The sequence below is a fragment of the Kibdelosporangium phytohabitans genome, assembly GCF_001302585.1.
GTDB classification, from domain to species: Bacteria; Actinomycetota; Actinomycetes; order Mycobacteriales; family Pseudonocardiaceae; genus Kibdelosporangium; species Kibdelosporangium phytohabitans.
In genome coordinates this window covers 3,337,945-3,361,896 of sequence record NZ_CP012752.1, presented here as the reverse complement: position 1 = coordinate 3,361,896, position 23,952 = coordinate 3,337,945, and the positions used below count along the sequence as shown (strand labels likewise).

General features: G+C 69.9%; 23 protein-coding genes, 3 tRNA genes and 2 riboswitches. Of the genes, 9 read left to right on the top strand and 17 right to left on the bottom strand.

Annotated elements, in window-relative coordinates; all coding sequences use genetic code 11:
* Window positions 1-93 precede the first annotated feature (93 nt).
* From AOZ06_RS15620 to AOZ06_RS15610, 3 genes are read left to right on the top strand one after another with little or no spacing between them, the layout of a single operon-like run.
* A complete protein-coding gene (locus AOZ06_RS15620; protein WP_054290059.1) occupies window positions 94-774 on the top strand; it encodes a response regulator transcription factor in 681 nt (226 codons plus the stop codon).
* Window positions 771-1,751 (top strand): HAMP domain-containing sensor histidine kinase, encoded by a 981-nt coding sequence (locus AOZ06_RS15615; RefSeq protein WP_054290058.1) that lies wholly within the window; start codon window positions 771-773, stop codon window positions 1,749-1,751. Before AOZ06_RS15620 ends, AOZ06_RS15615 begins: the two co-directional genes overlap by 4 nt.
* Window positions 1,752-1,807: 56 nt before the next feature.
* On the top strand, window positions 1,808-3,295 hold the full coding sequence (locus tag AOZ06_RS15610) for a DUF4153 domain-containing protein (RefSeq protein WP_225954825.1): 1,488 nt from the start codon (window positions 1,808-1,810) through the stop codon (window positions 3,293-3,295).
* Window positions 3,296-3,306: 11 nt separating this feature from the next.
* On the opposite strand, the gene AOZ06_RS15605 is transcribed toward AOZ06_RS15610, so the two are convergent.
* A complete protein-coding gene (locus AOZ06_RS15605; RefSeq protein ID WP_054290057.1) occupies window positions 3,307-3,762 on the bottom strand; it encodes a hypothetical protein in 456 nt (151 codons plus the stop codon).
* A 12-nt stretch (window positions 3,763-3,774) separates the two neighbouring features.
* A complete protein-coding gene (locus AOZ06_RS15600) occupies window positions 3,775-4,947 on the bottom strand; it encodes a PA2928 family protein (protein WP_169798923.1) in 1,173 nt (390 codons plus the stop codon).
* An 89-nt stretch (window positions 4,948-5,036) separates the two neighbouring features.
* Here AOZ06_RS15600 and AOZ06_RS15595 point away from each other — a divergent pair, with 89 nt between their 5' ends.
* Both AOZ06_RS15595 and AOZ06_RS15590 read left to right on the top strand, forming a co-directional pair.
* Window positions 5,037-6,686 carry a tetratricopeptide repeat protein gene (locus AOZ06_RS15595; RefSeq protein ID WP_054290055.1) on the top strand — a complete coding sequence of 550 codons (1,650 nt, stop codon included), beginning with the start codon at window positions 5,037-5,039 and terminating at the stop codon, window positions 6,684-6,686.
* Window positions 6,683-7,753: a CHAT domain-containing protein gene (locus tag AOZ06_RS15590; RefSeq protein ID WP_169798922.1), complete on the top strand. Its 1,071-nt coding sequence runs from the start codon at window positions 6,683-6,685 to the stop codon at window positions 7,751-7,753. Before AOZ06_RS15595 ends, AOZ06_RS15590 begins: the two co-directional genes overlap by 4 nt.
* 19 nt (window positions 7,754-7,772) lie before the next feature.
* On the opposite strand, the gene AOZ06_RS15585 is transcribed toward AOZ06_RS15590, so the two are convergent.
* From AOZ06_RS15585 to glyA, 3 genes are read right to left on the bottom strand one after another with little or no spacing between them, the layout of a single operon-like run.
* On the bottom strand, window positions 7,773-8,501 hold the full coding sequence (locus AOZ06_RS15585) for a FadR/GntR family transcriptional regulator (protein ID WP_054290053.1): 729 nt from the start codon (window positions 8,499-8,501) through the stop codon (window positions 7,773-7,775).
* 16 nt (window positions 8,502-8,517) lie between these two features.
* Window positions 8,518-9,891, bottom strand: coding sequence for an L-serine ammonia-lyase (locus AOZ06_RS15580; RefSeq protein ID WP_054290052.1), 1,374 nt, complete (start codon window positions 9,889-9,891; stop codon window positions 8,518-8,520).
* On the bottom strand, window positions 9,888-11,129 hold the full coding sequence (gene glyA / locus AOZ06_RS15575; RefSeq protein WP_054290051.1) for a serine hydroxymethyltransferase: 1,242 nt from the start codon (window positions 11,127-11,129) through the stop codon (window positions 9,888-9,890). The genes AOZ06_RS15580 and glyA overlap by 4 nt, the downstream gene beginning before the upstream one ends.
* Window positions 11,130-11,157: 28 nt before the next feature.
* A riboswitch (glycine riboswitch) is annotated at window positions 11,158-11,251 on the bottom strand.
* Window positions 11,252-11,350: riboswitch (glycine riboswitch) on the bottom strand.
* Window positions 11,351-11,477: 127 nt separating this feature from the next.
* Between glyA and AOZ06_RS15570 the strand changes: the two genes are divergently transcribed.
* Together AOZ06_RS15570 and AOZ06_RS15565 are read left to right on the top strand one after the other, a co-directional pair.
* Entirely contained in the window at window positions 11,478-12,680 is a 1,203-nt protein-coding gene (locus tag AOZ06_RS15570; RefSeq protein WP_054290050.1) for a sensor histidine kinase, read from the top strand.
* The gene (locus AOZ06_RS15565) at window positions 12,677-13,333 is read left to right on the top strand and encodes a response regulator (protein WP_054290049.1); all 657 of its coding nucleotides are present in this window, start codon (window positions 12,677-12,679) and stop codon (window positions 13,331-13,333) included. Before AOZ06_RS15570 ends, AOZ06_RS15565 begins: the two co-directional genes overlap by 4 nt.
* On the opposite strand, the gene AOZ06_RS15560 is transcribed toward AOZ06_RS15565, so the two are convergent.
* Window positions 13,314-13,712: a winged helix-turn-helix transcriptional regulator gene (locus AOZ06_RS15560; RefSeq protein ID WP_054290048.1), complete on the bottom strand. Its 399-nt coding sequence runs from the start codon at window positions 13,710-13,712 to the stop codon at window positions 13,314-13,316. The genes AOZ06_RS15565 and AOZ06_RS15560 overlap by 20 nt on opposite strands.
* 97 nt (window positions 13,713-13,809) lie before the next feature.
* Here AOZ06_RS15560 and AOZ06_RS15555 point away from each other — a divergent pair, with 97 nt between their 5' ends.
* The gene (locus tag AOZ06_RS15555; protein WP_054290047.1) at window positions 13,810-14,217 is read left to right on the top strand and encodes a RidA family protein; all 408 of its coding nucleotides are present in this window, start codon (window positions 13,810-13,812) and stop codon (window positions 14,215-14,217) included.
* Here AOZ06_RS15555 and AOZ06_RS15550 read toward each other — a convergent pair.
* Window positions 14,207-15,520: an APC family permease gene (locus tag AOZ06_RS15550; RefSeq protein ID WP_054290046.1), complete on the bottom strand. Its 1,314-nt coding sequence runs from the start codon at window positions 15,518-15,520 to the stop codon at window positions 14,207-14,209. The genes AOZ06_RS15555 and AOZ06_RS15550 overlap by 11 nt on opposite strands.
* Before the next feature lie 85 nt (window positions 15,521-15,605).
* On the opposite strand from AOZ06_RS15550, the gene AOZ06_RS15545 reads away from it, so the two are divergent.
* Entirely contained in the window at window positions 15,606-16,010 is a 405-nt protein-coding gene (locus AOZ06_RS15545; RefSeq protein ID WP_054290045.1) for an OsmC family protein, read from the top strand.
* Here AOZ06_RS15545 and AOZ06_RS15540 read toward each other — a convergent pair whose 3' ends face one another.
* From AOZ06_RS15540 to AOZ06_RS15495, 10 genes are all read right to left on the bottom strand, one after another.
* Window positions 16,011-16,748: an SDR family NAD(P)-dependent oxidoreductase gene (locus AOZ06_RS15540; RefSeq protein ID WP_054290044.1), complete on the bottom strand. Its 738-nt coding sequence runs from the start codon at window positions 16,746-16,748 to the stop codon at window positions 16,011-16,013. It abuts the gene before it with no gap.
* A gap of 12 nt (window positions 16,749-16,760) precedes the next feature.
* Window positions 16,761-17,825 (bottom strand): leucine-rich repeat domain-containing protein, encoded by a 1,065-nt coding sequence (locus AOZ06_RS15535; protein WP_236952247.1) that lies wholly within the window; start codon window positions 17,823-17,825, stop codon window positions 16,761-16,763.
* Window positions 17,822-19,150, bottom strand: a complete 1,329-nt coding sequence (locus tag AOZ06_RS15530) for an SDR family NAD(P)-dependent oxidoreductase (protein ID WP_236952245.1) — start codon at window positions 19,148-19,150, stop codon at window positions 17,822-17,824. The genes AOZ06_RS15535 and AOZ06_RS15530 overlap by 4 nt, the downstream gene beginning before the upstream one ends.
* Before the next feature lies 1 nt (window position 19,151).
* A tRNA-OTHER gene (locus AOZ06_RS15525) sits at window positions 19,152-19,225 on the bottom strand.
* A gap of 4 nt (window positions 19,226-19,229) precedes the next feature.
* A tRNA-Cys gene (locus AOZ06_RS15520) sits at window positions 19,230-19,306 on the bottom strand.
* Window positions 19,307-19,557: 251 nt separating this feature from the next.
* A tRNA-Glu gene (locus AOZ06_RS15515) sits at window positions 19,558-19,630 on the bottom strand.
* Window positions 19,631-19,643: 13 nt separating this feature from the next.
* On the bottom strand, window positions 19,644-20,405 hold the full coding sequence (locus tag AOZ06_RS15510) for a 3-oxoacyl-ACP reductase (RefSeq protein ID WP_054290042.1): 762 nt from the start codon (window positions 20,403-20,405) through the stop codon (window positions 19,644-19,646).
* 13 nt (window positions 20,406-20,418) lie between these two features.
* Complete coding sequence (locus AOZ06_RS15505; protein ID WP_054296670.1) at window positions 20,419-21,783, bottom strand: aldehyde dehydrogenase family protein; 1,365 nt, start codon at window positions 21,781-21,783, stop codon at window positions 20,419-20,421.
* Window positions 21,784-21,791: 8 nt separating this feature from the next.
* On the bottom strand, window positions 21,792-22,490 hold the full coding sequence (locus AOZ06_RS15500; protein ID WP_225955301.1) for a gamma-glutamyl-gamma-aminobutyrate hydrolase family protein: 699 nt from the start codon (window positions 22,488-22,490) through the stop codon (window positions 21,792-21,794).
* A gap of 7 nt (window positions 22,491-22,497) precedes the next feature.
* Window positions 22,498-23,862: a glutamine synthetase family protein gene (locus tag AOZ06_RS15495; protein WP_054290040.1), complete on the bottom strand. Its 1,365-nt coding sequence runs from the start codon at window positions 23,860-23,862 to the stop codon at window positions 22,498-22,500.
* Window positions 23,863-23,952 lie beyond the last annotated feature (90 nt).

Here is a 23,952-nt window from a genome sequence, read left to right as displayed (position 1 = left end):
AACGACCGGCGCGACAAAGCCAGGCCCGGATATCCACAGGACCTTCACATCTTTCGCGGGAGCTCTCCATGCCCCGCGCATAGAGTCGGGCCCATGCGGGAGGGGCAACGGCGGATCCTGGTCGTCGAGGACGAGCTGACGATCGCGGAGTCGGTGGCCGCGCGGCTGCGCGCGGAGGGGTTCGAGGTCGAACTGGCCCACGACGGGCCGTCGGCGGTGGACAAGGCCGGGCGCAACGCGCCCGACTTGATCGTGCTCGACCTGATGCTGCCAGGCTTCGACGGCCTGGAAGTGTGCCGTCGGGTGCAGGCGCACCGCCCTGTGCCTGTGCTGATGTTGACGGCGCGAGACGACGAGACCGATCTGCTGGTCGGTCTCGCCGTCGGCGCCGACGACTACATGACCAAGCCGTTCTCGATCCGGGAGCTCGCGGCACGGGTGCACGCCCTGCTGCGCCGCGCCGAGCGCAACCAGCAGGCCGCGGCCACGATCGTGCTCGGTGACCTGGAGATCGACCCGGTGGAGCGCCGGGTGCAGCGGGCCGGGGAACCCGCGCACCTGACGCCGACCGAGTTCGAACTGCTCGTCCACCTGGCCGGCCGGCCACGTGCGGTGGTGCCGCGGGAGCGCCTGCTCAGCGAGGTGTGGGGCTGGTCGGACCCGGCGGGCACGCGGACGGTCGACAGCCACATCAAGGCGCTGCGCCGCAAGCTCGGGGCAGACCTGATCCGGACCGTGCACGGGGTCGGCTACGCGCTGGAGGCGCCCCGATGAAGGGGTTACCGAGACCGCTCGACCCGATCCGGTCGATCAAGCTGAAGATCGGCCTGCTGGTGGCGGGCGCGGGGGCGACCGCGTTGACGTACTTCTGGCTCCGGCTGGGCTGGCTGCCGACGTACACCTCGCTGATCGCGATCACCATCGGCGTCGTCACCTCGCAGTTCCTCGCGCACGGCATGACACGGCCGTTGCGTGAGATGACGGCCGCGGCCCGGGGCATGGCCCGTGGCGACTACACGCGCCAGGTGCGGGCCACGTCCCGTGACGAGGTCGGCGAGCTGGCACGGGCGTTCAACACGATGGCCGCCGATCTGGCCGCGGCCGACCAGCAGCGCCGTGAGCTGATCGCGAACGTCTCGCACGAGCTGCGCACGCCGATCTCGGCGTTGCGGGCGGTGCTGGAGAACGTGGTCGACGGCGTCGCCGAACCGGATCCGGAGACGCTGCGCACGGCGCTGTCGCAAACCGAACGGCTGGGGCGGCTGGTTTCCGAGCTGCTCGACCTGTCGCGTGTGGACGCGGGGGTGTCGCCGTTGCACCGCGAGTGCTTCGAGCTCTCGCCGATGCTCGACGAGGTCGTCGCCGAGGTAGCGGTGGCGGGCCGGGAGGCCCGGTTCGTCCTCGACGTCCGGCCGGGCAAGGTGTTCGCCGACCGCGGCCGGCTGCACCAGGTGGTCTGGAATCTGCTGGACAACGCCGTCCGGCACGGGCCGCACGGCGGCGACGTGGTCGTGGTGTCCCGCCCGGTCGGGGACGGCGGGGCGGTTATCGAGGTCCGCGACCAGGGACCGGGCATCGCGCCCGCCGACCGCGAGCGCGTGTTCGAGCGGTTCACCCGAGGGGAGAGGGCGGGCGGTGGCACCGGCCTGGGCCTGGCCATCGCCCGCTGGGTGATCGACCTGCACGGCGGCGAGATCTCGGTCGTGGAGCCCGCCGGCATCCGCGTCGTCCTGCCTGGTCAGCCCTCGTGAGTGGTTAGGCCGGTTAGAACCGGCCTAACCACTCACGATTACCGCTTGGAGAGTTGATGAATGATCAATCACTGACTACGCCGCCGATGCTGACTCGGCCGTTCGTGCCGTCCACCACCTATCCCACGATCATGCACTGGGAAAGACCCGAGAAACCGGCGCCGCCGCGCACGCTGCTGGCGATCGGGATCGCGGGTGCCGCGGGCGCGATCGCCCTCCCAGGCACCACCGCCGGTATCGGCTACCCGATCGTGGCCATCGCGTGCGCCGCGGCGGCATGGCTGGTGATGGGACGGCCGGGGCCCGCGGCGCTCGCGTGGGGCGGGCTTTCGCTCGCGCTCATCGGCATCACGCCGTTCAGGGACGCGGAATGGCTGTTCTACCTGTGCCTGCTCGGGTCACTCGCGGCGGCGTCACTCGCGGTCGCGGGCGGCAGGTCGCTGGCGGGCATCGTCCTCGGCTCGGTCACGGTGACGTTCGCCAGCGCGCTCTGCCTGCCGTGGGTGTTTCGCGGGCTGAAGGCGTTGCGCGACAACGGCAAGGCCCGCAGGAAGGTCCGGATCGCCAAGCCGGTGCTGCTCAGCGCCGCACTGCTGGTCGTGTTCGTCCCGCTGCTGGCCAGCGCCGACGCGGCGTTCGCGAACCTGCTCGGCAGCATCACGCCCGACATGGACGGCCAGTTCACGTTCCGCTGGATCCTGGTGTTCGTCCTCGTCGCGATCGGGATGGCCGGGGCGAGCCTGGTGATCGCGTCAGGGCCGCGACTGCCGGACCAGCCGCGCAAGCCGTCGCGACTGTCCATCATGGAATGGGCGATGCCGGTCGGCATCCTGGTCCTGCTGTTCACGGCGTTCGCCGCCGTGCAGTTCACGGCACTGTTCGGCGGAGCAGACTACGTGCTGCACACCGCCGACGTGACATCGGCGCAGTACGCCCGCGGCGGTTTCTGGCAACTGGTCGCCGTGACCGTGCTGACGCTGGGTGTCGTGGCCGCCGCGGCCCGGTGGGCGCCACGGCGGACACCGGCGGAACGCAAGTGGTTGCGTGGCCTGCTCGGGGCGTTGTCCTTGCTGGTACTTGTGATTGTCGCGTCCGCCTTGAGCCGGATGTGGACATACCAGCAGGCGTACGGCTTCACCGTGCTGCGCTTGTCGGTCGAGGCTTTCGAACTGTGGCTGGGCCTGCTGTACGTGCTGGTCCTCGTGGCCGGTGTCCGGCTGGAGGCCCGGTGGCTGCCACGGGCGATCACCGGTTCCGGCCTCGCCGGGCTGTTCCTGTTCGCCCTGCTCAACCCGGAACGCGTGGCCGCCGAGCACAACGTCGCCCGGTACGAGCAGACGAAGAAGGTCGACGTGGACTACCTGTCCAGGCTGTCCGCGGACGCGGTCCCCGTCCTGTTGCGGCTCCCGGTCGAACACCGGTGTGCGATGACAGGCGCACTGGAGCGGCTCGACGACAGGTCGTGGCAGAGCTGGAACCTCAGCCGCGCCACGGCATTGCCCCGAGTCACCGGCCTGCGTGCCGAGTGCGCGACGCGCTACTGAACCGGATCCGGTCAGCACACTCGCCAGGTGTTCCAGCCCCAGTCGCTGATCGTCTCCCGGCCTTCGTGCTCGGCCAGCAGGATGTACTGCATACCGAGCGGGTTGTTGTCGAAGACGAGCTCCTCACGCGAGCTGAAGTCACCGGCGATGGCCGCGCAGTACTCCCGCACGTCCGCCTCGCCCCTGACCAGTCGCTCGCGCTCGGCCTGGGTGAGTCCGATGTGGATCTGCGTGACCGCGGCGTGGCAACTCGACGTGCCCGTGCTGGTCTGGATCTTGGCCAGCGCGGCGCCGGAGAGCAGATGACAGGCTGTCGGGGCGTCGCCCGCCCCGACAGCGCGGAAGAACTGGTACACGGTGGCGCCACTGGCCCTGAGGTTGGCCGCGCAGCCATGGGATATCAGGAACACCGACGAGATGACCACCGCGGCGATCGCGACCCGGCCGAAGAACTGCCGCAGCTTCACGACGTGTCCCTTCTATCCGGGGTTGCCGAAGTAGTCGACGCTGCCGACCTCGACCCAGGTGGCCCGCCCGTCCAGGCCGATCAACGCCAGGCCTTCGCCCGCCGTGTCGCCCGGTGCCCGGACGTAGATCAGCGTGCGGTTTCCCGGGCTGGTCAGCGCACGAGCCGACCCGGTGCCGGTCGGCAGGGTCGCGGTGACCTCCCCGGTCCGCAGCGACACCACGCTGAGCGCGCGCTCTTTCGAGTTGACGTCACGGTTGTGGTGCACGACCACCAGCCCGGCGGGCGCTCCGGCCGCGATGGTGGAACGGCGGCCTGCTGGGAAGTCCTCGGGTTCGGCCTCGCCGGGCGGCGGGGTGAGCGGGATCTGCGCCTCGTGGAAGACGGTGTCGCCGACCGGCGTGCCGCCGCCTCCGCTGCGGCGCACGAGGCCCAGGCCGGGAGCGTTGCCGCGGGGCTGGAGCAGCACGGTTCCCCCACCGGACACCACACCCTCGGTGGCGGAGGAACTGGTGGCTGTACCGATGGGACGCTTGGCGCTCAGCTTGCCCGCCCACGCGGCCACCACCTGCGGCGAGGCGGGGATGGCGGTGATGGCGTCCAGTGCGATGGTGTGCAGGCCGCCGTCGGCGTCCATGGCCACGATGGCCTTGGCCGACGCGTCGTATCCGTAGGCGGCGCGGGAGGTCACCGCCCGGGGCAGGCCCTGGATGCCGTGGTCGCGGGCCAGGACCGCACCGCTGGTCAGATCGAGGATCACCAGGCCGCCGTCGGTGACGACATATGTGTTCCACGTGCCGGAGGCCAGCACCCTGGCCTGCCAGCTCAGTTCGCCGGCGAGCGGCACGTCCCACAGTGCGCGCCCGGTGTCCAGTTCGGTGGCGGACAACCGGACCTGGAACATGTCCTGGGTGATCATCTGGAACATGCCCCTGGTTCCGCTGCGGTGGTACGGCAGCAGCGCGACCTCCTTGCCGGACACCGTGGCGAACCCGGCCCCGGGCTGCAGGGTCACCGCAGGGTCCGACGAGGCCAGGTAGGAGACGCCGAAGAGCATGAACACGACCATCGCGACCGGGGCGAGGACGAGCAACCGTGCATGTCCACCCCGGCGGCGGGGTTTGCGCCGCACCTCGTAGGGCCCAGGTGGCGCCCACACGTATCCGGACTGGCTGGTGTCGTTCATCGAGGCCTCTCCTCTCGTCATGGGAGAAGCCTCGGACGCGGGCGCCTACTACCGATCACAACTTTGCCGCCGCCGCCTACGATATGGCCATGACCACGCCGGCGGGGCCGAGCTGGCAGCGATGGAAGCACCTGCACAACCAGGGAGCGACGCTCGCCGCCGAGGGTGACTGGGAGGCAGCCGCGCCGCCGATACGCGAGGCGTACGAACTGACCTTCGCCGCGCCCGGCGATCCGGAGGCACTGGCCCGGCGGGCGCAGACGTTGATCAACCTCGCCGGCCTCACCGACGGCGACGAGGCCATCGAACTGATCACCACCGCGATCGAGCTGACCCACGAGTGCGAGGCTCTGGCAGGCGACGAGTTCGGCACGGTGTCCTTACGCGCGACGCTGTTCGCCACCCGCGCGCAGATCGTCCTGAACACCGGCGCGTGGCAGGAGCCGTTGGCCGATCTGCGCCGGTCGCTGGACATCGAACCGGCCAACGAGACCGCGCAACCCGTACTCGGCAACGTGCTCACCTGGCACATCCAGCTGGCACACGCGTTGCGACACAACGCCGATTTCGCCACGGCCCGGCAGGTACTGGACGCCGGGCTCGACGCCGTCACCTGGTTCCCGCTCCCCCAGGAGGCGGGTGTTGCCGCGTTGCTCAGCACCCGTGCCGACGTGCTGGCCACCGCGGGTGACTACGCCGAAGCCGCCGCCGACGCCGAACGGGCGATGGCGCTGGCGGGTCAGGCGGCGCCGCACCTCATCCCGAACATCCACCAGGCACTGGCCGAGATCGCCGACGGAACCGGCGACCAGGTCGCCGCCGCCGAACACCTGCACCTGGCGCGGGAGTTGTTCGCCGCGATCGGCGAGAGCGACGGCGAGGCGGTCGCGTTGAACAGCCTCGGCAGGCTCGCCCACCTCGCAGGACGGGACGACGAGGCGGTGGCGCACTACACCGCGGCGGCGCGGCTGGGCACCGACCCGTGGCACCGGGTGGCCAGCCAGTTCGGCCTCGCGGCCGCCGCGGTCACGCAGTCACGCCCGCGGGAAGCGTTGCGGTTGCTCGACGAGGTGCCGACGGACTCACCCCGGATCCTCGCGGGTGTGTTGTCGGTACGCGGCAACGCCTACGAGTCGCTGGCCGAGTTCGCCGGGGCCGACGAGTGCTTCGACCAGGCGCGGGCTCTCTGCGTGGACAACGGCTTGTGGCACCTGGCGCTGAACCTGGACTGGTGGCGGGCGGACGCGCTGCACCGCCGCGTCCTGCACGGCGTGCCGCAGCCGCAACTGGGCGCCCGCGCACTGGACCTGGCCCTCCCCGCGGCACTGGCCGCCGAGGCCGCGCGCAGGCGGTTCCGGGCAGGTCCGCTGCGTGAACGCTGGATCGCGCTGGCCGCGGCCCCGGCGACCAAAGCGGCTCTCGTCGCCATCGGCGCCACCCTGGACGTCCCGCTGGCGGCTGCCTACCTCGACCACCTGGCGGCCACGGTGTCCCTGCCCGGCCAGTCCGCCGAACCGGCGGGCACCGGCCGCGCCGACCTGCTGTCGCTGCCTTCGCCGGACGATCTCGCGCTGGCCGCCGCGGGCGAGGGTGAACCGCTGCCGACGCCGGAACTCCTTGTGCCGCCCCGGGTGCGGGCGGATCCCGCGGTGCCGTCGGCCCTGGACCCGTGGCTGGACATCGCCGAACGGCGCTACGGCATTCAGGTGCGTTCGGCGGAGGTGGTGCGCTCGTGGTGACCGTCCAGGTGACGTATGTCGACGCGGGCGAGCTGTACGTGAGCTGGCGCTGGGAACACGATCCGGACAACCCCCGAGTGCTGATCCTGCCGAGAGACCGGGTCGGTCCGCCGCTGGCCGCGCTGGCCGACGCGCTGCCGACCTCACGCCCCGGCGAGTCCGCGCACCAGGCCTTGACCAGGGCGCTCTCGCGCGGCGCGCTGGCCGACCGGGACCGTGAACGCGTACTGTCCACCAGCCTCGCCGCCGCGCTCGTCCCGGCGCAGCTGGCCAGGGAGTTGGACGCGGTGATCCTGGCCGGGGACCAGTTGCACGTGCGCGTCCAGCCGTCGCCGTCCACCACGCAGGTGCCGTGGGAGACGCTGCGGGTGGATGAGGCGGAGCGTTTCGTGCACAACGCGAGACTGTCCATCCTGACCCCGGCCACCGTCCGCAACGCCCGCACCCGCCGGGTGTCGCCCAGCACTGGGCCGGTGGCTGGGGCGGTCGACCCGCCCACCCCACTCGGCCGCGTCCTCGGCGAGATCCCGGAAGCCTTGGCGGCACTGGACGTCCTCGATCGCGACACCCTGCGGCCCGCACTGGCCGAAGCGGGCCGGTTCCTCTACGTCGGGCACGTCACCACCGCCGCGCACGCCCTTGACGCCCGCCTGCACCTGGCCCAGGGCCCGCTCACCGCCGCCGACCTGCTGGGCTGGCGTATCCCCAACCGAGCCGCCCTCATCGCGTGCGAAAGCGGCGGCGACCACCGTTACGCCGAACCGTCCGGTCTGGTCGCGGCACTGGTGCACGGCGGTGCGGAGTACGTGACCGCCACCCGCTGGGTCCTGCCGACCGACGCGGGCCTGACCGCGTTGTTGCCCGGCTTCACCGCCCCTGCCGGAGGGACGCTGGCCGCGGCCGTGCTGGCTGTGCACGACGCACAACAGCAGGAAGATCCCGTTGCGGCGCTGAACGATTGGCAACGCGAGCAGGCCGACCGGTGGGAGAGCACCGGTGCACCGGAGTCGACCCCGCTGGTGTGGGCGGCGTTCGGCACCGCCTACGCGCCAGCGCCGCCCAGCTGATTCCTCAGTGGATTCCTTGCTAGGACAGGAATCCGCGCAACAGGGACGCGGTGCCGTCGAGGTGTTCGGCCATCGCGTCGCGCGCACCCGCCGTGTCCCCGGCGAGAATCCGGTCGACGATCGCGGCGTGCTGGGCGGCGGAATGGTCGATGTTCGTGTGCAGCAACGGGATCGCGTCGAGCAACTCGTTGAGCCGGACCCGTACGTCGGCCACCGCCGATGTCAGCGCCGGCGACGCCGCGACCTCGGCGATCGCCAGGTGCAGCCGCGAATCCTTGCGCCGGTACTCGGACAGGTCGTCCGTCCTGGACTCCGCGAGCTGGTTGCGCAGGTGCACGCGGTCGGTGTCGGTCAGCGGGCGGGCCGCCGCGGCCTCCGCCGCACCGACTTCGAGCACCCGGCGCATGGTCAGCACGTCCTCGATGTCGACCGGCGGGCCTTGTCTGCCCACGGGTTTGGCGGCCGGGAGCGTCTCGTTGACGAACGTGCCGCCGTACCGGCCGCGTTTGGACTCGACGTACCCGGCTTCCTGCAGCGCCCGGATCGCCTCGCGCAGGGTGACCCGGCTGATGTTCAGCCGGGTCGCCAGGTCTCGTTCCGCGGGCAGCCGTTCACCCGGTCCGGCGACCCCGAGCCGGATGGCCTGCAGCAGGCGCTCGACCGTCTCCTCGAACGCGTTGCCGGTCCGGACCGGCCGGAACAGCGCGTCATCCGCGCTGGCCAGCGTCGACGCGTCCGGATCGGTCATGCTACGAGTCCAGGCATCAGCACTCGATCACGTTCAGCGCCAGGCCGCCGCGCGCGGTCTCCTTGTACTTGGTGCTCATGTCCGCACCGGTCTCCCGCATCGTCTTGATCGCCTTGTCCAGCGGGACGATGTGCGAGCCGTCGCCGCGCAGGGCGATCCTCGCCGCGTGCACGGCCTTGGTCGAACCGACGGCGTTGCGTTCGATGCACGGGATCTGCACGAGCCCGCCAACTGGATCGCACGTCAGGCCGAGGTGGTGCTCCAGGCCGATCTCCGCCGCGTTCTCCACCTGCAGCGGCGTGCCGCCCAGCACCTCCGCCAGCGCGGCAGCCGCCATCGCGCACGCCGAACCGACCTCGCCCTGGCAGCCGACCTCGGCACCGGAGATCGAGCCGGTCTCCTTGAGGATCACACCGATCGCGCCCGCGGTGAGCAGGAACCGCACCACGCCCGCGTCGTCGGCACCCGGCACGAACCGCTCGTAGTAGTGCAGCACGGCCGGGATGATCCCGGCGGCACCGTTGGTCGGCGCTGTGACCACTCGCCCACCGGACGCGTTCTCCTCGTTGACCGCCAGCGCGAACAGGCTGATCCAGTCCATCGCGTGCAACGGGTCCTGTGTCCCGTCCTCGTCGATCAGCTTGTCGTGCAGTGCTTTCGCGCGCCTGGGCACCTTCAGGCCGCCGGGCAACGCGCCTTCCTGCGAGCAGCCCTTGCGGACGCAGTCGCGCATCACGTCCCAGATCTTCAGCAGCCCGGCCGCGACCTCGTCCTCCGTGCGCCAGGACAGTTCGTTGGCCAGCATCACCTGGCTGATCGGCAACCCGGTGGCCGCACAGTGCTCCAGCAGCTGCGTGCCGGTGCGGAACGGATACCGCACCTTGGTCGTGTCCGGCACGATCCGCAGCTCGCCGGTGGTTTCGGCGTCGACGACGAACCCGCCGCCGACCGAGTAGTAGGTGTGCGCGGCGATCTGCTTGCCCTGCGCGTCCAACGCGGCGAACTTCATCCCGTTCGGGTGCGCGGGCAGCGACTTGCGCCTGTGCATCACCAGATCGGTGCCCTCGTCGAACGTGATCTCCTTGCGCCCCAGCAGGTTCAGCGTGCGCCGGTCACGGATGGCGGCGACCCGGCCGTCCACCGAGTCGGTGTCGACGTCCTCGGGGCGTTCGCCTTCCAGCCCGAGCATGACCGCTTTCGGGCTGCCGTGGCCGTGACCGGTCGCGCCGAGCGATCCGAACAGCTCGGCGCGGACGGTCTCGGTCCGCTCGATCAGGCCGTGCTCAGCCAACCCCGCGGCGAACGTGCGCGCCGCGCGCATCGGGCCGACCGTGTGCGAACTGGACGGCCCGATCCCGATGCTGAACAGGTCGAAAACGCTGATGGTCATGACAGGCCAGGGTAGAGCGGGTGTTTGCCTGCCAGCGCCTCGACACGGGCCCGTGCCGCGACGAGATCGGCTCCTGGCCGGAGTACCTCCGCGATCACGTCCGAGACCTCCGTGAACTCAGCCGCGCCGAAACCCCTCGTCGCCAGCGCCGCGGTGCCGATCCGGAGGCCGGACGTGACCATCGGCGGGCGCGGGTCGAACGGTACGGCGTTGCGGTTGACCGTGATCCCCACGCTGTGCAGCAGATCCTCGGCCTGCTGACCGTCCAGTGCGGACCCGCGGAGGTCGACGAGCACCAGGTGCACGTCGGTGCCGCCGGTGAGCACGTTCAGCCCGGCGTCGAGCAGCCGCCCGGCCAGGATCCGCGCTCCTTCGAGGGTGCGCTGCTGGCGTTCCCCGAACTCGGCGCCCGCGGCGATCTTGAACGCCACCGCCTTCGCCGCGATCACGTGCTCCAGCGGCCCGCCCTGCTGGCCGGGGAAGACCGACGAGTTGATCTTCTTGGCCAGGTCCTTGGTGGTCAGGATGACCCCGCCACGCGGCCCGCCCAGTGTCTTGTGGGTGGTCGTCGTGACGATGTCGGCGAACGGCACCGGGTTGGGGTGCAGGCCGGCGGCGACGAGCCCGGCGAAGTGCGCCATGTCGACCATCAGCCGCGCGCCGGTCGCGTCGGCGATCTGCTTGAACCTCTCGAAGTCGAGCTGACGCGGGTAGGCCGACCAGCCCGCGATGATCAGCTTGGGCCGGTGCTCCTCGGTCAGCTGCTCGACCTCGGCCATGTCCACGAGGCCGGTGTCCTTGTCGACGTGGTAGGCGACGACGTTGTACAGGCGGCCGGAGAAGTTGATCCGCATGCCGTGCGTGAGGTGACCGCCGTGCGCCAGGTCGAGGCCGAGGATCGTGTCGCCCGGCTCGAGCAGCGCGAACATCGCGGCGGCGTTCGCCTGCGCGCCCGAGTGCGGCTGGACGTTGGCGTGTTCCGCGCCGAACAGGGCCTTCACCCGGTCGATCGCCAGCTGCTCGACGACGTCGACGTGTTCACAGCCGCCGTAGTAGCGGCGGCCCGGGTAGCCCTCGGCGTACTTGTTGGTCAGCACCGAGCCCTGCGCCTCGAGCACGGCGACCGGCGCGAAGTTCTCGGAAGCGATCATCTCCAGGGTGCCGCGCTGGCGGGACAGCTCGGCCGCGAGCGCCCCGGCCACCTCGGGGTCTACTGTGGACAGTTCGGCGTCGAACATCCGGGAGCTCCTCCTCTTGGGTTTCGGAACTCCCCACTCTGTCCTTGCTGCCTGAGAGCTTCACCGCGTGCGCGGCTTTCACCGTTGGCGAGGCGCTTGGCGCGCCTTCTTTCCAGAGTTGCCTGGCCGTGGCGGTAGCTGTACCTGAGAGATTGCGGGGAGGCTTGCTCCTTCGGTGCTTCACCGGATCCGGCTGGCGAAGACTCTCCCGCCGCGGCTCGTAGCGGCTCGTATTCAGTTGTCTACGACTGCGCTCAACCTACGCTCAGACCGTAGTCCGAGTCCACCTCCAGAATGACGGACCGCAGTCTGATGCACGCCGTGACCAGGCCCGATAACGTACAGTGCATGCCCGAGAAGCGACCATTCCTCGCCCGCAAGCTCAAGCTGCGGGAGCTCGTCGCGGTCGACGTGATCGCGGCGGCGGCGTTGCTGGTCGCGCACATCTCGTTCCTGAGCCTACCCGGCGACGCCAGCCAGGAGCCGTTCACCGGCCCGCTCTGGTTCGGCTGGCTGATCTCGATCGTCGCGACCGCACCGATGGCGGTCCGCAGGCTGTGGCCGGGCCCAGTCCTCGCGCTGACGTTGCTCGGATCAGCGCTGGCCACGATGTTCGACGCGACCCGTGAACCGTGGGTGCCCGCGGCGGCGGCGCTCTACATCATGGCCGTCACCAACCGCAGGCCGGTGCTGTCCCTGGTCGCGGCCGTCGGCAGTGTCGTGATCGCGGTCGCGTTCACGTCGGTGCTGACGCCCGCGCAGTTCTCCAAACTGCCGCGCGACATCCTCTTCCTCGTCGTACCGATCATGGTCGCCGTGTGGGCGGTCGGCCGGTGGGTCGAGGCCCGCCGTTCCTACACGGCCCGCTCCGCGCACCAGCTGGCCCAGTCGATGGTCGGCGACGAACGCCTGCGCATCGCCCGCGAACTGCACGACGTGGTCGCCCACAGCATGAGCCTCATCGCGGTGAAGGCAGGCATCGCCAACCACATCGCAGACCAGCGCCCCGAGGAAGCACGGGACGCCCTCCGCGTCATCGAGTCGACCAGCCGCACCACGCTGATCGAGATGCGCCAGATGTTGGGCATCCTGCGCTCCTCGCCCACACTGCCGCCGACCTCGGCGTCTCCCCCGGCCGAACACGGCCACGGGCTGACGCCCGCGCCGGGGCTCGCCGACCTGCCCGCGCTGGCCCAGCAGGCGAGGAGCGCCGGGGTCGACGTGACCATGTCCGCGCCGCCTTCGCTGTCCTTACCGTCCGGGCTGGAGCTGTCGGCGTATCGCATCGTGCAGGAGGCGCTGACCAACGTCGTCAAGCACGCGGGGCCGGTCGCGTGCGCGGTCGAGGTCAGTGTGCGCGAGGGGGCGCTGCGGGTGTCGGTGGTCGACTCGGGCCGTGGTGGCCCGGCGCGCGTGCCCGGCTCCGGGCACGGGCTGATCGGGATGCGTGAACGCGTCATGATGTACGGCGGGCAGTTCTCCGCCGGGCCGTCGCCTTCCGGTGGGTTCGCCGTGTCAGCCACCCTTCCCTGTTCAGGAGAGTCACCGTGATCCGTGTCGCCGTCGCCGATGACCAGGCGTTGTTGCGTGGCAGCTTCCGGATGCTGATCGACACCGCCGACGGCCTGGAGACCGTCGGGGAGGCGGGCAACGGCGTCGAGGCGATCGACCTCGTCCGCCGGGAACGGCCGGACGTCGTGCTGATGGACGTCCGCATGCCCGAGATGGACGGCATCGAGGCGACCAGGCAGATCTGCGCCTCGACGGACACTCGGGTGCTGATGCTCACCACGTTCGACCTGGACTCGTACGTGTACGGCGCCCTGCGCGCCGGGGCGAGCGGGTTCCTGCTCAAGGACACGCCACCGGCGGATCTGCTCACCGCGATCCGGATCATCGCCTCGGGCGAGAGCCTGCTCGCCCCCACGGTGACCCGCAGGCTGATCGCCGAGTTCACCAACCGCCCGGAACCCGCGAACATCCCGGCCCGCGAGCTCGAGGGCGTCACCGAACGCGAACGCGAAGTCCTCGCCCTGATCGCCCGCGGCCTGTCCAACACCGAGATCGCCGCGCACCTGCACGTCGGCCTGGCCACGGTGAAGACCCACGTCAGCCGCCTGCTGTCGAAGCTGCAGGCCCGTGACCGGGCCCAGCTCGTCATCGTCGCCTACGAAACCGCGCTGATCACCCCGTCGGGGAAGTGACCGGCTCGTCGAAGCGGCGGCGGGACGCCTCGATGTGCCCGAGGTACTGCTGGGTCCAGTCGCACATGCCGTCGACCGTCTTGCGCAGGCCGTGGCCCGCTTCGGTGAGGGTGTAGTCGACCCGGGGCGGCACGGTGGGGTGCACGGTCCGCAGCACGAGGCCGTTGCGCTCCAGCATGCGCAGGTTCTGGGTGAGCATCTTGTGGCTGATGCCCTCGATCCCGTCCCGCAGCTCGGTGAAGCGGCGGGTGTCGTCGCCGATCGTCTCGATGATCAGCAACGCCCACTTGTTGGCGATGTCGGAGAAGATCTCGCGCGCCAGCGAGTCCGCGCGGGAAAGATCCGCCTCCGGTGTGCCCTGGAACTGCTTGGTCACCATCAGGTTCCCCAGTCACTGGAAAGTGCGTTCTTCCATGTCAGCGTTCACTCTCCTACGGTTCCCGAGTAACCACAAGAGACCACGAGGAGACACGACGATGCCCATCGCACTGGTGAACCCGCCGGGCCTGCCCGTGATCGACGGCTACCACCAGGTGTCCGTCGCGACCGGCTCGAAGCAGGTCTTCATCGCGGGCCAGGTCGCCTGGGACGCCGACGGCGCCACCGTCGGCGAAGGCGACCTCGCCGCCCAGGTCGAGCAGTGCTACCTCAACATCAGCACCGCCTTGGCCGGCGTCGGCGCCACCTTCGCCGACGTGGCGAAACTGACCGTCTACGTCGTCGGCTGGACCCCGGGCAAGCTGCCGCTGTTCTTCGATGGAGTCACCCGGGCGGCCATGAAGCTCGGCGTCACCCCGGTCCCGCCGGGAACGCTGATCGGCGTGGCAGCCCTGGACGTGCCCGAGCACCTGGTGGAAATCGAGGCAACCGCCGTCATCGACTGACCGGCCGCGCACCACTGGCGCGGGATCCGGCCAGGTTCACCACGATGCCCACGGCGAACCAGATCACGCCGACGATGAGCGCCGTCGTGCTGGACAACGCCAGCACCGCGATCATCACGGCGGCGCCCGCGATGGGGACCACCAGATGTGCCAGGACCTTGTACCGGCCACGGAAGTAGCCGATCACCGACAGGTGCAGCAGGGTGAAGGCGGCGAGGGCACCGACATCCACAATGGACACGAGGATGTCCAGTCCGTCGTCGCGGCCCGCGGCCCAGACCGCGATCACCAGCGTCAGCACGGCGGCGAACAGGATCGCCGTCCACGGCGTCTTCGTCCGGTTGTCCACGGCCGCGAGTTGCTTCGGCAGCCGAGATTCCCTGGCCATGCTGTACAGCAGCCTGCCCACCGCCGCCTGCGCGACCATCGCGGAGAACGCGGGCCCGATGGCTTTCACCGCGGTCACCACGACCGCCAGCCACGGGCCGATGCTGGCGCGCAGCATCTCGTAGAACACCTGCCCGGACGAACCCGATGGGCTGGCCGGGGTCAGCAGGGCACCGAGGTACGTCTGCAACACGAACAGGACACCGGCCAGCACCAGGCAGAACAGCGTCGCCCGGCCGACGATCCGGCTGGAACCCACGTTCTCCTCAGCGAAGGACGCGATCGCGTCGAAACCGAGGAACGACAACACCGCGACCGACACCGCACCGACCACCGCGGTGAAGTCGAAGCCCGAGACACCGCTGAACGGCGACAGCCACGGCCGTTGCGCCCCATCAGCGACAAGCACCACCACGGCCGCGACGACGAACACGACCAGCAGCACGATCTCCACCACGAGCACGACCAGGCCGACGACCGCTGCCAGCCGCACCCCGGCGAGGTTCACGGCGGTCGTCACGACGATGGCCACACCGGTGGCGAGCCAGATCGGGATCGCGGGCACGAGCGCGTTCGTGGCGATCCCGGTGAACAGGTACGCCACGCTCGGGATCAGCAGGTAGTCCAGCAGCACCAGCCACCCGGCGAAGAATCCCGCTGTCCTGCCCAGGCCCGCTGAGGCGTAGGAGAACACCGAACCCGCCCGGGGGATCTCGGCGGACATCGTCGCGTACGAGTAGGCGGTGAGTCCCATGGCGACGGTCGCGACGAGGTAGACCAGCGCCACCGCGCCACCGCTGCGAGCGTCGAGTACACCGAAGACGCCGACGGGTGCCAGCGGCCCGATGAACAGCAGACCGTAGACGACCAGGTCACGCAGGGTCAGCGTGCGCCGTAGGGTGGGGATCTCGCTCACTTCGGCCCCTCATCGTGGAACATGATCACAGCCCACCACGTTCCACAGCGCGGGACCACCGAAGACCACCTGATGGGAGACCAGCATGAACCCCACCCCGGTCCAGATCCGGCGGTCCGCGCCGGCGAAGTTCGTCGCCAGCAACGCCCGCGGTGCCGAGATCAAGATCGGCCGCTCGGGTGACGGCCCGGACTTCTCCCCGGTCGAGCTGCTGATGGCCGCGCTCGGGGCGTGCGCGACGCTGTCGGCCGACAGCGTCATCTCCCGCAGGCTCGGCGACGACGCGCCGATCGACATGGTCGTCACGGCGGAGAAGGACGTCGAAGCCGACCGGATCACCAGCGTCGAGACCAAGTTCGACCTGGACATGTCGAAGCTCGACGAGGCGGGCCGGGCCCAGCTGGTCAAGCTGGTCGCCAAAGCCGTCGAGCTGACCTGCACGGTGAGCCACTCGGTCGAGCCGGGCACCCCGGTGCAGGTCACCTTCTGATCAGGCCGTCGCGCCACCGTCCACGACGAGGTCGTGCCCGACGACGAAGCTCGCCGCGTCCGAAGCCAGCCACAGCACGGTCGCCGCGACCTCGCCCGGCTCACTGACCCGACCGGCGGGAACGACGGCGGCCACACGGGCGTCGCGGTCCTGTTTGGTCTCACCGGGCCGGTACGACATGGGCGTGTCGCTGGCGCCGGGGCTGATCGCGTTGATCCGGATGCCGTCCGCGATGTACTCGCGGGCGGCGGTCTGGGTGAGCACGCTGACCGCCGCCTTCGAGCTGGCGTACGCGCTCAGCCCGGGGCGGCGGCCGTGCGCGCCGATGTTCGACGAGACGTTGACGATCGCGCCGCCTCCGTTGTCCTTCATGGCCGCGATCTCGTACTTCATGCACAGGAAGACACCGGTCAGGTTGACGTCCAGCACCGACTTCCAGGTGTCCAGGTCGAGCGACGCGACCGGCGTGGCCTTCCCCAGGATGCCCGCGGCGTTCACGGCGACGTCCAACCGGCCGTGGCGCTGCACGACGGTGTTCACCATCCGGTCCACGTCGTCGGGGTTGGTCACGTCCGCCGTCACCCAGTCGGCTTTGTCACCCGCTGCCTCCGCGAGGCGCTCGGCGTCACGGCCGGCCAGTACGACCTTGGCACCGTTGTCCGCGAAGGCGTCGAGAATCGCGCCCGCGAGCGCACCGCCACCGCCGGTGACCAAAACTACCTTACCGCTAAGAGACATGGCTCCACGGTATCAGCGGTGCACGCTCTTGATCGCGGCCACGTCCGGATGTGGCAGCAGCTCAGGCAATCCGGCCGCGATGTGGCCGAGTTCACGCTTGACTCGCCGAGCGATCCCGCTGCCCAGCACGAATCTGGTCGCACTCGAGGCGTTGCGAGCGCCGCCCAGCAACGCCAGCGCTCCGCGACTGGTCATCCCGGTGTACCGCAAGTCGATGTGCCACAACTGATGTGTGGCCGTCGACAACACGTCCGCGACACCTTGCGCCTCGACACGGTTGTCGTCCGCACCGAGCACTCCGGCTGCCTTGACACGTCCCATGTCGAGCACTTGCACACCCGCGGTCGCGGCAGCGCGCACCAACTCGGTGGCCGCACTGGGCCCGATGCCGTTGCTGGCCAGGGAAATCCGGCGCAAGCCGGGCTTCAGGCCAGCAGCAAGAGCCAGGCCACCGCGATCACCGAGACGGCAGGCCGACAGGTACAGCTCCTCCAGCCCGCAGTCCGACGCGAGCCGGGGGAGCGCTTCAGCGGCGCTCAAGTCGTTGCCGGACAGGAACAAACGCTTGACCACACGGGTCGCGGCGAGCGCGTCGACCAGACTGCCGAGCACAGGCCCGGTCATCCCGGTCTGCACGAGGTCGATGGTCGACGGGCTTGTGCCGGTCGCGATCAGGTCGGCGATCGCCTGGACCCCGTTGGTCCCGATGGGGTTGCGCTTCAGCCAGAGTCCTCGGACGACCCCTGGCGACGCGGCGATCCGCTCGGCGACCGAACACGCGCCACCTTCGCCGATGCCGTTGCAGCCCAAGTACACGGTCGACGCCCCAGCTTTGATGGCGCCTTCAGTCGCGGTCACGGCACCGGCGTCGCCCAGCCCGTCCGTGCCGAGCAGCAGGTGACGCACAGGCCCACCATCGGGCAGGGCGTCCACCACGGACTGCGCACCGAGCGGCCCGAGGTCGGACTTGCACAGGTCCAACCGTCCGTCGGGCAGCGCCGTGCCGATCGGGAAGTCGAGGCGACGAGTTGCTTCCTCGCCGCTGCGCAACCACGCGAGCAGAGGGTCCAGGCTCACCACGCCACCTCCCGGTAGTCCTTGAGCAGCACACCCGACGGCGGCTCACCAGCCTCGCCGCGCACGATCGGATCGTAGATCCGGGCGGCACCGTCGAGCACGTCCAGCGGTGGCCGCCAGCCCCCGTCGGCGATGCGGGACTTGACCGGCGTGGGGTTCTCGTCGGTGATCCAGCCAGTGTCCACACTGGTCACATAGATGCCCTGCCCGGCAAGGTCTTCGGCGCTCGTGCGGGTGAGCATGTTGAGCGCGGCCTTGGCCATGTTGGTGTGCGGGTGCGCACCGGACTTGTACCTCGCGGCGAACCACCCCTCCACCGCGGAGACGTTCACGATGTAGCGCCGGGGAGAACTCGACGCGCGCAGCAACGGCATGAGCCCGTCGGCCAGCAGATACGGCGCGACGGCGTTGATGAGGTGGACCTCGAGCAGTTCGGCCGGGTCGACGTCGCCGAGTTTGGCGGTCCACGAGTTGGCCGGCGCCGGGTCGATCATCAGGCCGCTGGCGTCGACCGGTCCGTGCCCGGCGGCGACGATCTCCGTTGACGACAACGCCTTGGTCCAGTCGGGCTCGGGCAGGGCAGGCGAGAAACCCGGCGCCGCGCCGACAGCGAGCGGCGGCTCAGCCGCGACCAGTCGGGCGTAGGTCCAGGCGGGGCGTTTCACGGTCTGGGCGGCGTTGTTGATCAGGATGTCCAGCGGTCTGCCGTCGGCGCGGAGTCGCTCGGTGAGCCCGACGACCTGGCGCGGGTCCCGCAGGTCGATGCCGACGATGTGCAGCCGGTCAAGCGCTTGCGCGGTCACCGGGTCGGCGGCGAACCGGCGTGCCGCGTCGGCGGGAAAGCGGGTGGTGACAAGGACTTCGGCGCCGTCCCGGATGAGCATCCGGACGACGTGGAACCCGATCTTCACCCGCCCGCCGGTGACGAACGCGCGCCGCCCGGTCAGGTCAGCGGACGCCGCCCTGCGCTCCCGGTTGGTCTCGGCACAAGGCGGGCACATCCACTGGTAGAAGGCGTCGAGTTCGTAGTAGGGCGCCTTGCAGACGTAGCACTGCTTGCTGCGGCGCAGGGTCCCACCGGAGCCGGCCTCGTCGACCGACACGTCCTCGACGCGGTCCACGGCCCCGAGACTGGTCCTGGCGATCAACGCGCGGTCGGCCGCGACGGATTTTCGGCGTCGGTCGCTGGTGCGGCGGCGTTTGCCGTCTTTGACGAACCCGTCGACGGCTCGTTCCATCGCCACTCGCTGCGGATGATCAACAGGCAGCGCGCGTACCTTGGTGAGCATCTCCAGGCACGCTTGGAAGTCCGCGTTGTCGATCACGTGGGGCCGGCCGGAATCGAACCGGCGTCCTCCAGTCTAGGCTAGACGGTGCGACGACCTCTGCGCTACGGCCCCAGCGCGGACCGGAGCCGGATTCGAACCGGCGTCCTCACTGCTTTGCAGGCAGCGCGCGACGACCTCTGCGCTATCCGATCCGCTTGGTCAGCGTAGCAATCGAAGACCCTGCATTCCGCGGACACACGCCCACAGAGGCCGAAGCCCTCCGTCGGGTTTGTTTGGGGGGTCGCCCCCCAACATGAGGGCAGCCGACCCGGTCCGCGCTCTCCGCGGACAAACGTCCCCTGCGGGCGAAGCCCTCCGTCGGGGGGTTTGGGGGGTCGCCCCCCAACATGAGGGCAGCCGACCCGGTCCGCGCTCTCCGCGGACAAGCGTCCCTGAGGCTGCGCAGGCCAGGGCTGGATTCGAACCAGCGTCTCCCTCGATGAGGTCGAGGTGCGACGACCTCTGCGCTACCTGGCCTGCGTCGCACACCTTACAGCGGTGTCACGTACGCGCCGGTGATGCCACCGTCGACCAGGAAGCTCGACGCGGTCATGTACGACGAGTCGTCGCTGGCGAGGAACGCCACGGCGGCGGCGATCTCCTCCGGCTCGGCGAACCGGCCGAGCGGGACGTGCACCAGGCGGCGCTGGGCCCGCTCGGAGTCGGCGGCGAACAGCTCTTTGAGCAGGGGCGTGTTCACCGGTCCCGGGCACAGGGCGTTGACCCGGATGCCTTCGCGGGCGAACTGGACACCGAGTTCGCGGGTCATCGACAGGACCGCGCCTTTCGAGGCGCTGTAGGAGATCTGCGACGTCGCCGCGCCCATCACCGCGACGAACGACGCCGTGTTGATGATCGATCCCTTGCCTTGGCGCTGCATGTGCGGGATCGCCGCCTTGCAGCAGAAGTAGACCGAGTTGAGGTTCACGGTCTGCACCCGCTGCCAGACGTCCGGCCCGGTGTTCAGGATCGACTCGTCCTCCGGCGGGGAGATGCCCGCGTTGTTGAACGCGACGTCCAGCGATCCGTAGGTGTCCACCGCGGTCTGGAACAGGGCTTCGACCTGCTCCTGGTCTGTCACGTCCGTGCGCACGAACAGGCCGCCCACCTCGTCGGCCGCGGCTTTGCCCGCGTCCGCGTCGATGTCGGCCACGACGACCTTGGCGCCTTCGCTGGCCAGGCGCCGCACCGACGCGAGGCCGATGCCACTGCCGCCGCCGGTGACGACGGCGACCCGGTCCTGCAACCTCATCTGGAGAACTCCCTCAGTCGTTGGCGATGAACACGTTCTTGGTCTCGGTGAACGCCGCCACGGCGTCCGGCCCGAGTTCCCGGCCGAGGCCGGACTGCTTGAAGCCGCCGAAGGGCGTCCAGTACCGCACCGACGAGTGGGAGTTGACCGACAGGTTGCCCGCCTCGACCCCGCGCGACACGCGCAGCGCGCGGCCGACGTCCCGCGTCCAGATCGAGCCGGACAGGCCGTATTCGGTGTCGTTGGCCAGCCGCAGCGCGTCCGCCTCGTCGTCGAACGGTAGCACGGTGACGACCGGCCCGAAGACCTCATCGGTCACCGCACGGTCCGAAGGGGACACTGGCGCGAGAACGGTTGGCGGGAACCAGAAGCCCGGGCCGTCCGGCGCGCTACCGCGGAACGCGACCGGCGCGTCACCGGGCACATAGGACGCGACGGACGACCGGTGCGCGGCGGAGATCAACGGGCCCATCTCGGTCGATTCCTGGCCGGGGTCGCCCACGACGACGCCCTTGACGGCCGGTTCGAACAGTTCCATGAACTTGTCGTACACGCTGCGCTGCACCAGGATCCGCGACCGCGCGCAGCAGTCCTGCCCGGCATTGTCGAACACGCCGTAGGGCGCTGTCGCGGCGGCCTTCGCCAGGTCCGCGTCGGCGAAGATGATGTTGGCGTTCTTGCCGCCGAGTTCGAGCGTCAGCCGTTTCACCTGGGCCGCGCAGCCCGCCATGATCTGCTTGCCGACCTCGGTCGAGCCGGTGAACACGATCTTGCGGACCAGCGGGTGGTCGACGAACCGTTGCCCGACAACCGATCCCTTGCCGGGCAGGACCTGGAACACGTCCTCGGGGACGCCCGCGTCCCGAGCCAGCTCGCCGAGCCGGATGGCGGTCAGCGGAGTCAGCTCGGCCGGTTTGAGCACGACTGTGTTGCCTGCCGCGAGCGCGGGCGCGAATCCCCAGCCGGCGATCGGCATCGGGAAGTTCCACGGCACGATCACGCCGACCACGCCGAGCGGCTCGGCGAACGTCATGTTCACGCCACCCGGTACCGGGATCTGCCTGCCGAACAGCCGTTCCGGCGCGGCCGAGTAGTACTCGACGACGTCACGGACGTTGCCCGCCTCCCAGCGGGCGTTGCCGACGGTGTGCCCGGCGTTGGTGACCTCCAGCTGGGCGAGGTTCTCGATGTCGGCGTCCACAGCGGACGCGAACCGGCGCAGCAGCCGCGCCCGGTCGCCCGGTGCGACCGCCCGCCAGGCCGGCCACGCGGCGTGGGCGCGCCGGATCGCCGCGTCCGTCTCGTCAGCCGAGGTCAGCGGGACGGTGCCGACGATCTCCTCGGTGGCCGGGTTGATGACGTCGAACCCTGTGTCGATCCCTGGGGTCACTGCGACTTCCTCCGGAACGCGGCCCGTACGAGGCCTTGGAACAGGCGGACATCCCTGGAGTTCTCCTCCGGGTGCCATTGCACACCGATGACGAACCCGGCTTCGGGCAGTTCGACGGCTTCGACCGTGCCGTCCTGCGCCCAGCCGACGGCCGACAGGCCGGAGCCGAGCTGGTCGACGGCCTGGTGGTGGTGGCAGTGCACGATCGTGTTCTCGCCGACCAGGCCGCCGACCACGCTGCCCGGCGCGAGCTTGATGTCGTTGCTGCCGAACACACCGGGCGTGGGGTTGTGGGTCTTCGACCCCGCCACCTCGGGCACGTGCTGGTGCAGCGTGCCACCGAGGGCGATGTTGATCAGTTGCAGGCCGCGGCAGACGCCGAGGACGGGGAGGTCGGCTTCGAGCGCGAGGTGGAACAGGCCGAACTCGGACGTGTCCCGCTCCAGCCGCAGGGTCCCGGTCGACTCGTGCGGCGCCTGGCCGTAGCGGCTCGGGTCGATGTCGGCGCCGCCGGACAGCACCAGTCCGTCCAACCGGGACACGTGCTCCGGCAGCCACCGGCCGACCGGCGGCAGCATGACCGGCATCCCGCCCGCGGCCACGATGGAGTCCAGATAGGACTTCATGAGCACCGCGGACGGCAGGTCCCACAGGCCGAACTTCGCTTGTTCGAGGTACGTCGTGATGCCGATCAACGGTGTTCTAGAGCCGTTCGAAGCCACGGACTCTCTCCCAATCGGTGACCGCGGCCTCGTAGGCCGTGAGCTCGACGCGTGCCGCGTTCAGGTAGTGCTCGACCACTTCGTCGCCGAACGCGGCCTTCGCCAGGTCGCTGCCCGCGAGCAGGTCCGCGGCGTCCCGCAGGGTGTGCGGGACACGGTCCTTGCCGGAGTCGTACGCGTTGCCGGTGAACGCCGGTTCCAGCGGCAGCTCGTTCTCGATGCCGTGCAGCCCGGCCGCGATCAGGGCGGCGACCGCCAGGTACGGGTTGACGTCCCCGCCGGGAACGCGGTTCTCCACGCGCAGTGACGAGCCGTGCCCGACGACGCGCAACGCGCACGTCCGGTTGTCCTCGCCCCACGCTACCGCCGTGGGCGCGAAACTGCCCAGCGCGAACCGCTTGTAGGAGTTGATGTTGGGCGCGAAGAAGTACGTGAACTCACGCAGGCAGGCCAGCTGCCCGGCCATGAAGTGTTCCATCAGCTTGGAGAAACCGTGCTCGCGGTCGCCTGCCATGACAGCGTTTCCGTCTTTGTCTCGGACGCTGATGTGGATGTGGCAGGAGTTGCCCTCGCGCTCGTTGTACTTGGCCATGAACGTCAGGCTCTTGCCGTGCGCGGCGGCGATTTCCTTCGCGCCCGTCTTGTAGATGCTGTGGTTGTCGCAGGTCGCCAGTGCGTGGGTGTACCGGAAGGCGATCTCGTGCTGGCCGGGGTTGCACTCCCCCTTGGCCGACTCGACGTACAGCCCGGCGCCGCTCATCTTGTTGCGGATGTCGCGCAGCAGGGGCTCGAGCCGCCCGGTGCCGAGCATCGAGTAGTCCACGTTGTACAGATTGGACGGTGTGAGGTCGCGGTAGCCGTTGTGCCAGGCCTGTTCGTAGGTGTCGTCGAAGACGATGAACTCCAGCTCGGTGCCGACGAACGCCTCGAGTCCGCGCTCGGCCAGCCGGTCGAGCTGGCGGCGCAGGATCTGCCGCGGCGACGGTCCGACCGGCCCGCCCTGCACCCGTTCCAGGTCCGCGAGCACCAGCGCGGTGCCGTCGTGCCACGGGACGCGGCGCAGCGTGCTCAGGTCCGGCCGCAGGACGAAGTCGCCGTATCCGCTCTCCCACGAGGACATCGCGTACCCGCCGACCGTGTTCATTTCCACGTCGACGGCCAGCAGGTAGTTGCATGCCTCGGTGGCGTGTGCGAGAACCTCCGCCATGAAGTACTCGGCCGAGCACCGTTTGCCCTGCAAGCGGCCCTGCATGTCGGTCATGGCGATCAACACGGTGTCGATCTCGCCGGAGTCGACGAGCTCCCGTAGCTGCTCGACGCTCAGCAGGCCGTCGGTGTGTCGCATCGGCACCCCATTCCAAAGGACCGCTTCCGATCCATTGCTGGTCATTGCTACCCGAGTGACAAGGTGCATGTCAACGCCACCGGATGTACC

What these genes read in the sequence shown, in the direction of transcription:
- AOZ06_RS15620 (WP_054290059.1), top strand. Translation starts at nt 94, where the DNA reads ATGCGGGAGGGGCAACGGCGGATCCTGGTCGTCGAGGACGAGCTGACG.
- AOZ06_RS15615 (WP_054290058.1), top strand. Translation starts at nt 771, where the DNA reads ATGAAGGGGTTACCGAGACCGCTCGACCCGATCCGGTCGATCAAGCTG.
- AOZ06_RS15610 (WP_225954825.1), top strand. Translation starts at nt 1,808, where the DNA reads ATGAATGATCAATCACTGACTACGCCGCCGATGCTGACTCGGCCGTTC.
- AOZ06_RS15600 (WP_169798923.1), bottom strand. Translation starts at nt 4,947, where the DNA reads ATGAACGACACCAGCCAGTCCGGATACGTGTGGGCGCCACCTGGGCCC.
- AOZ06_RS15595 (WP_054290055.1), top strand. Translation starts at nt 5,037, where the DNA reads ATGACCACGCCGGCGGGGCCGAGCTGGCAGCGATGGAAGCACCTGCAC.
- AOZ06_RS15585 (WP_054290053.1), bottom strand. Translation starts at nt 8,501, where the DNA reads ATGACCGATCCGGACGCGTCGACGCTGGCCAGCGCGGATGACGCGCTG.
- AOZ06_RS15580 (WP_054290052.1), bottom strand. Translation starts at nt 9,891, where the DNA reads ATGACCATCAGCGTTTTCGACCTGTTCAGCATCGGGATCGGGCCGTCC.
- glyA (WP_054290051.1), bottom strand. Translation starts at nt 11,129, where the DNA reads ATGTTCGACGCCGAACTGTCCACAGTAGACCCCGAGGTGGCCGGGGCG.
- AOZ06_RS15570 (WP_054290050.1), top strand. Translation starts at nt 11,478, where the DNA reads ATGCCCGAGAAGCGACCATTCCTCGCCCGCAAGCTCAAGCTGCGGGAG.
- AOZ06_RS15560 (WP_054290048.1), bottom strand. Translation starts at nt 13,712, where the DNA reads ATGGTGACCAAGCAGTTCCAGGGCACACCGGAGGCGGATCTTTCCCGC.
- AOZ06_RS15555 (WP_054290047.1), top strand. Translation starts at nt 13,810, where the DNA reads ATGCCCATCGCACTGGTGAACCCGCCGGGCCTGCCCGTGATCGACGGC.
- AOZ06_RS15545 (WP_054290045.1), top strand. Translation starts at nt 15,606, where the DNA reads ATGAACCCCACCCCGGTCCAGATCCGGCGGTCCGCGCCGGCGAAGTTC.
- AOZ06_RS15540 (WP_054290044.1), bottom strand. Translation starts at nt 16,748, where the DNA reads ATGTCTCTTAGCGGTAAGGTAGTTTTGGTCACCGGCGGTGGCGGTGCG.
- AOZ06_RS15510 (WP_054290042.1), bottom strand. Translation starts at nt 20,405, where the DNA reads ATGAGGTTGCAGGACCGGGTCGCCGTCGTCACCGGCGGCGGCAGTGGC.
- AOZ06_RS15495 (WP_054290040.1), bottom strand. Translation starts at nt 23,862, where the DNA reads ATGCGACACACCGACGGCCTGCTGAGCGTCGAGCAGCTACGGGAGCTC.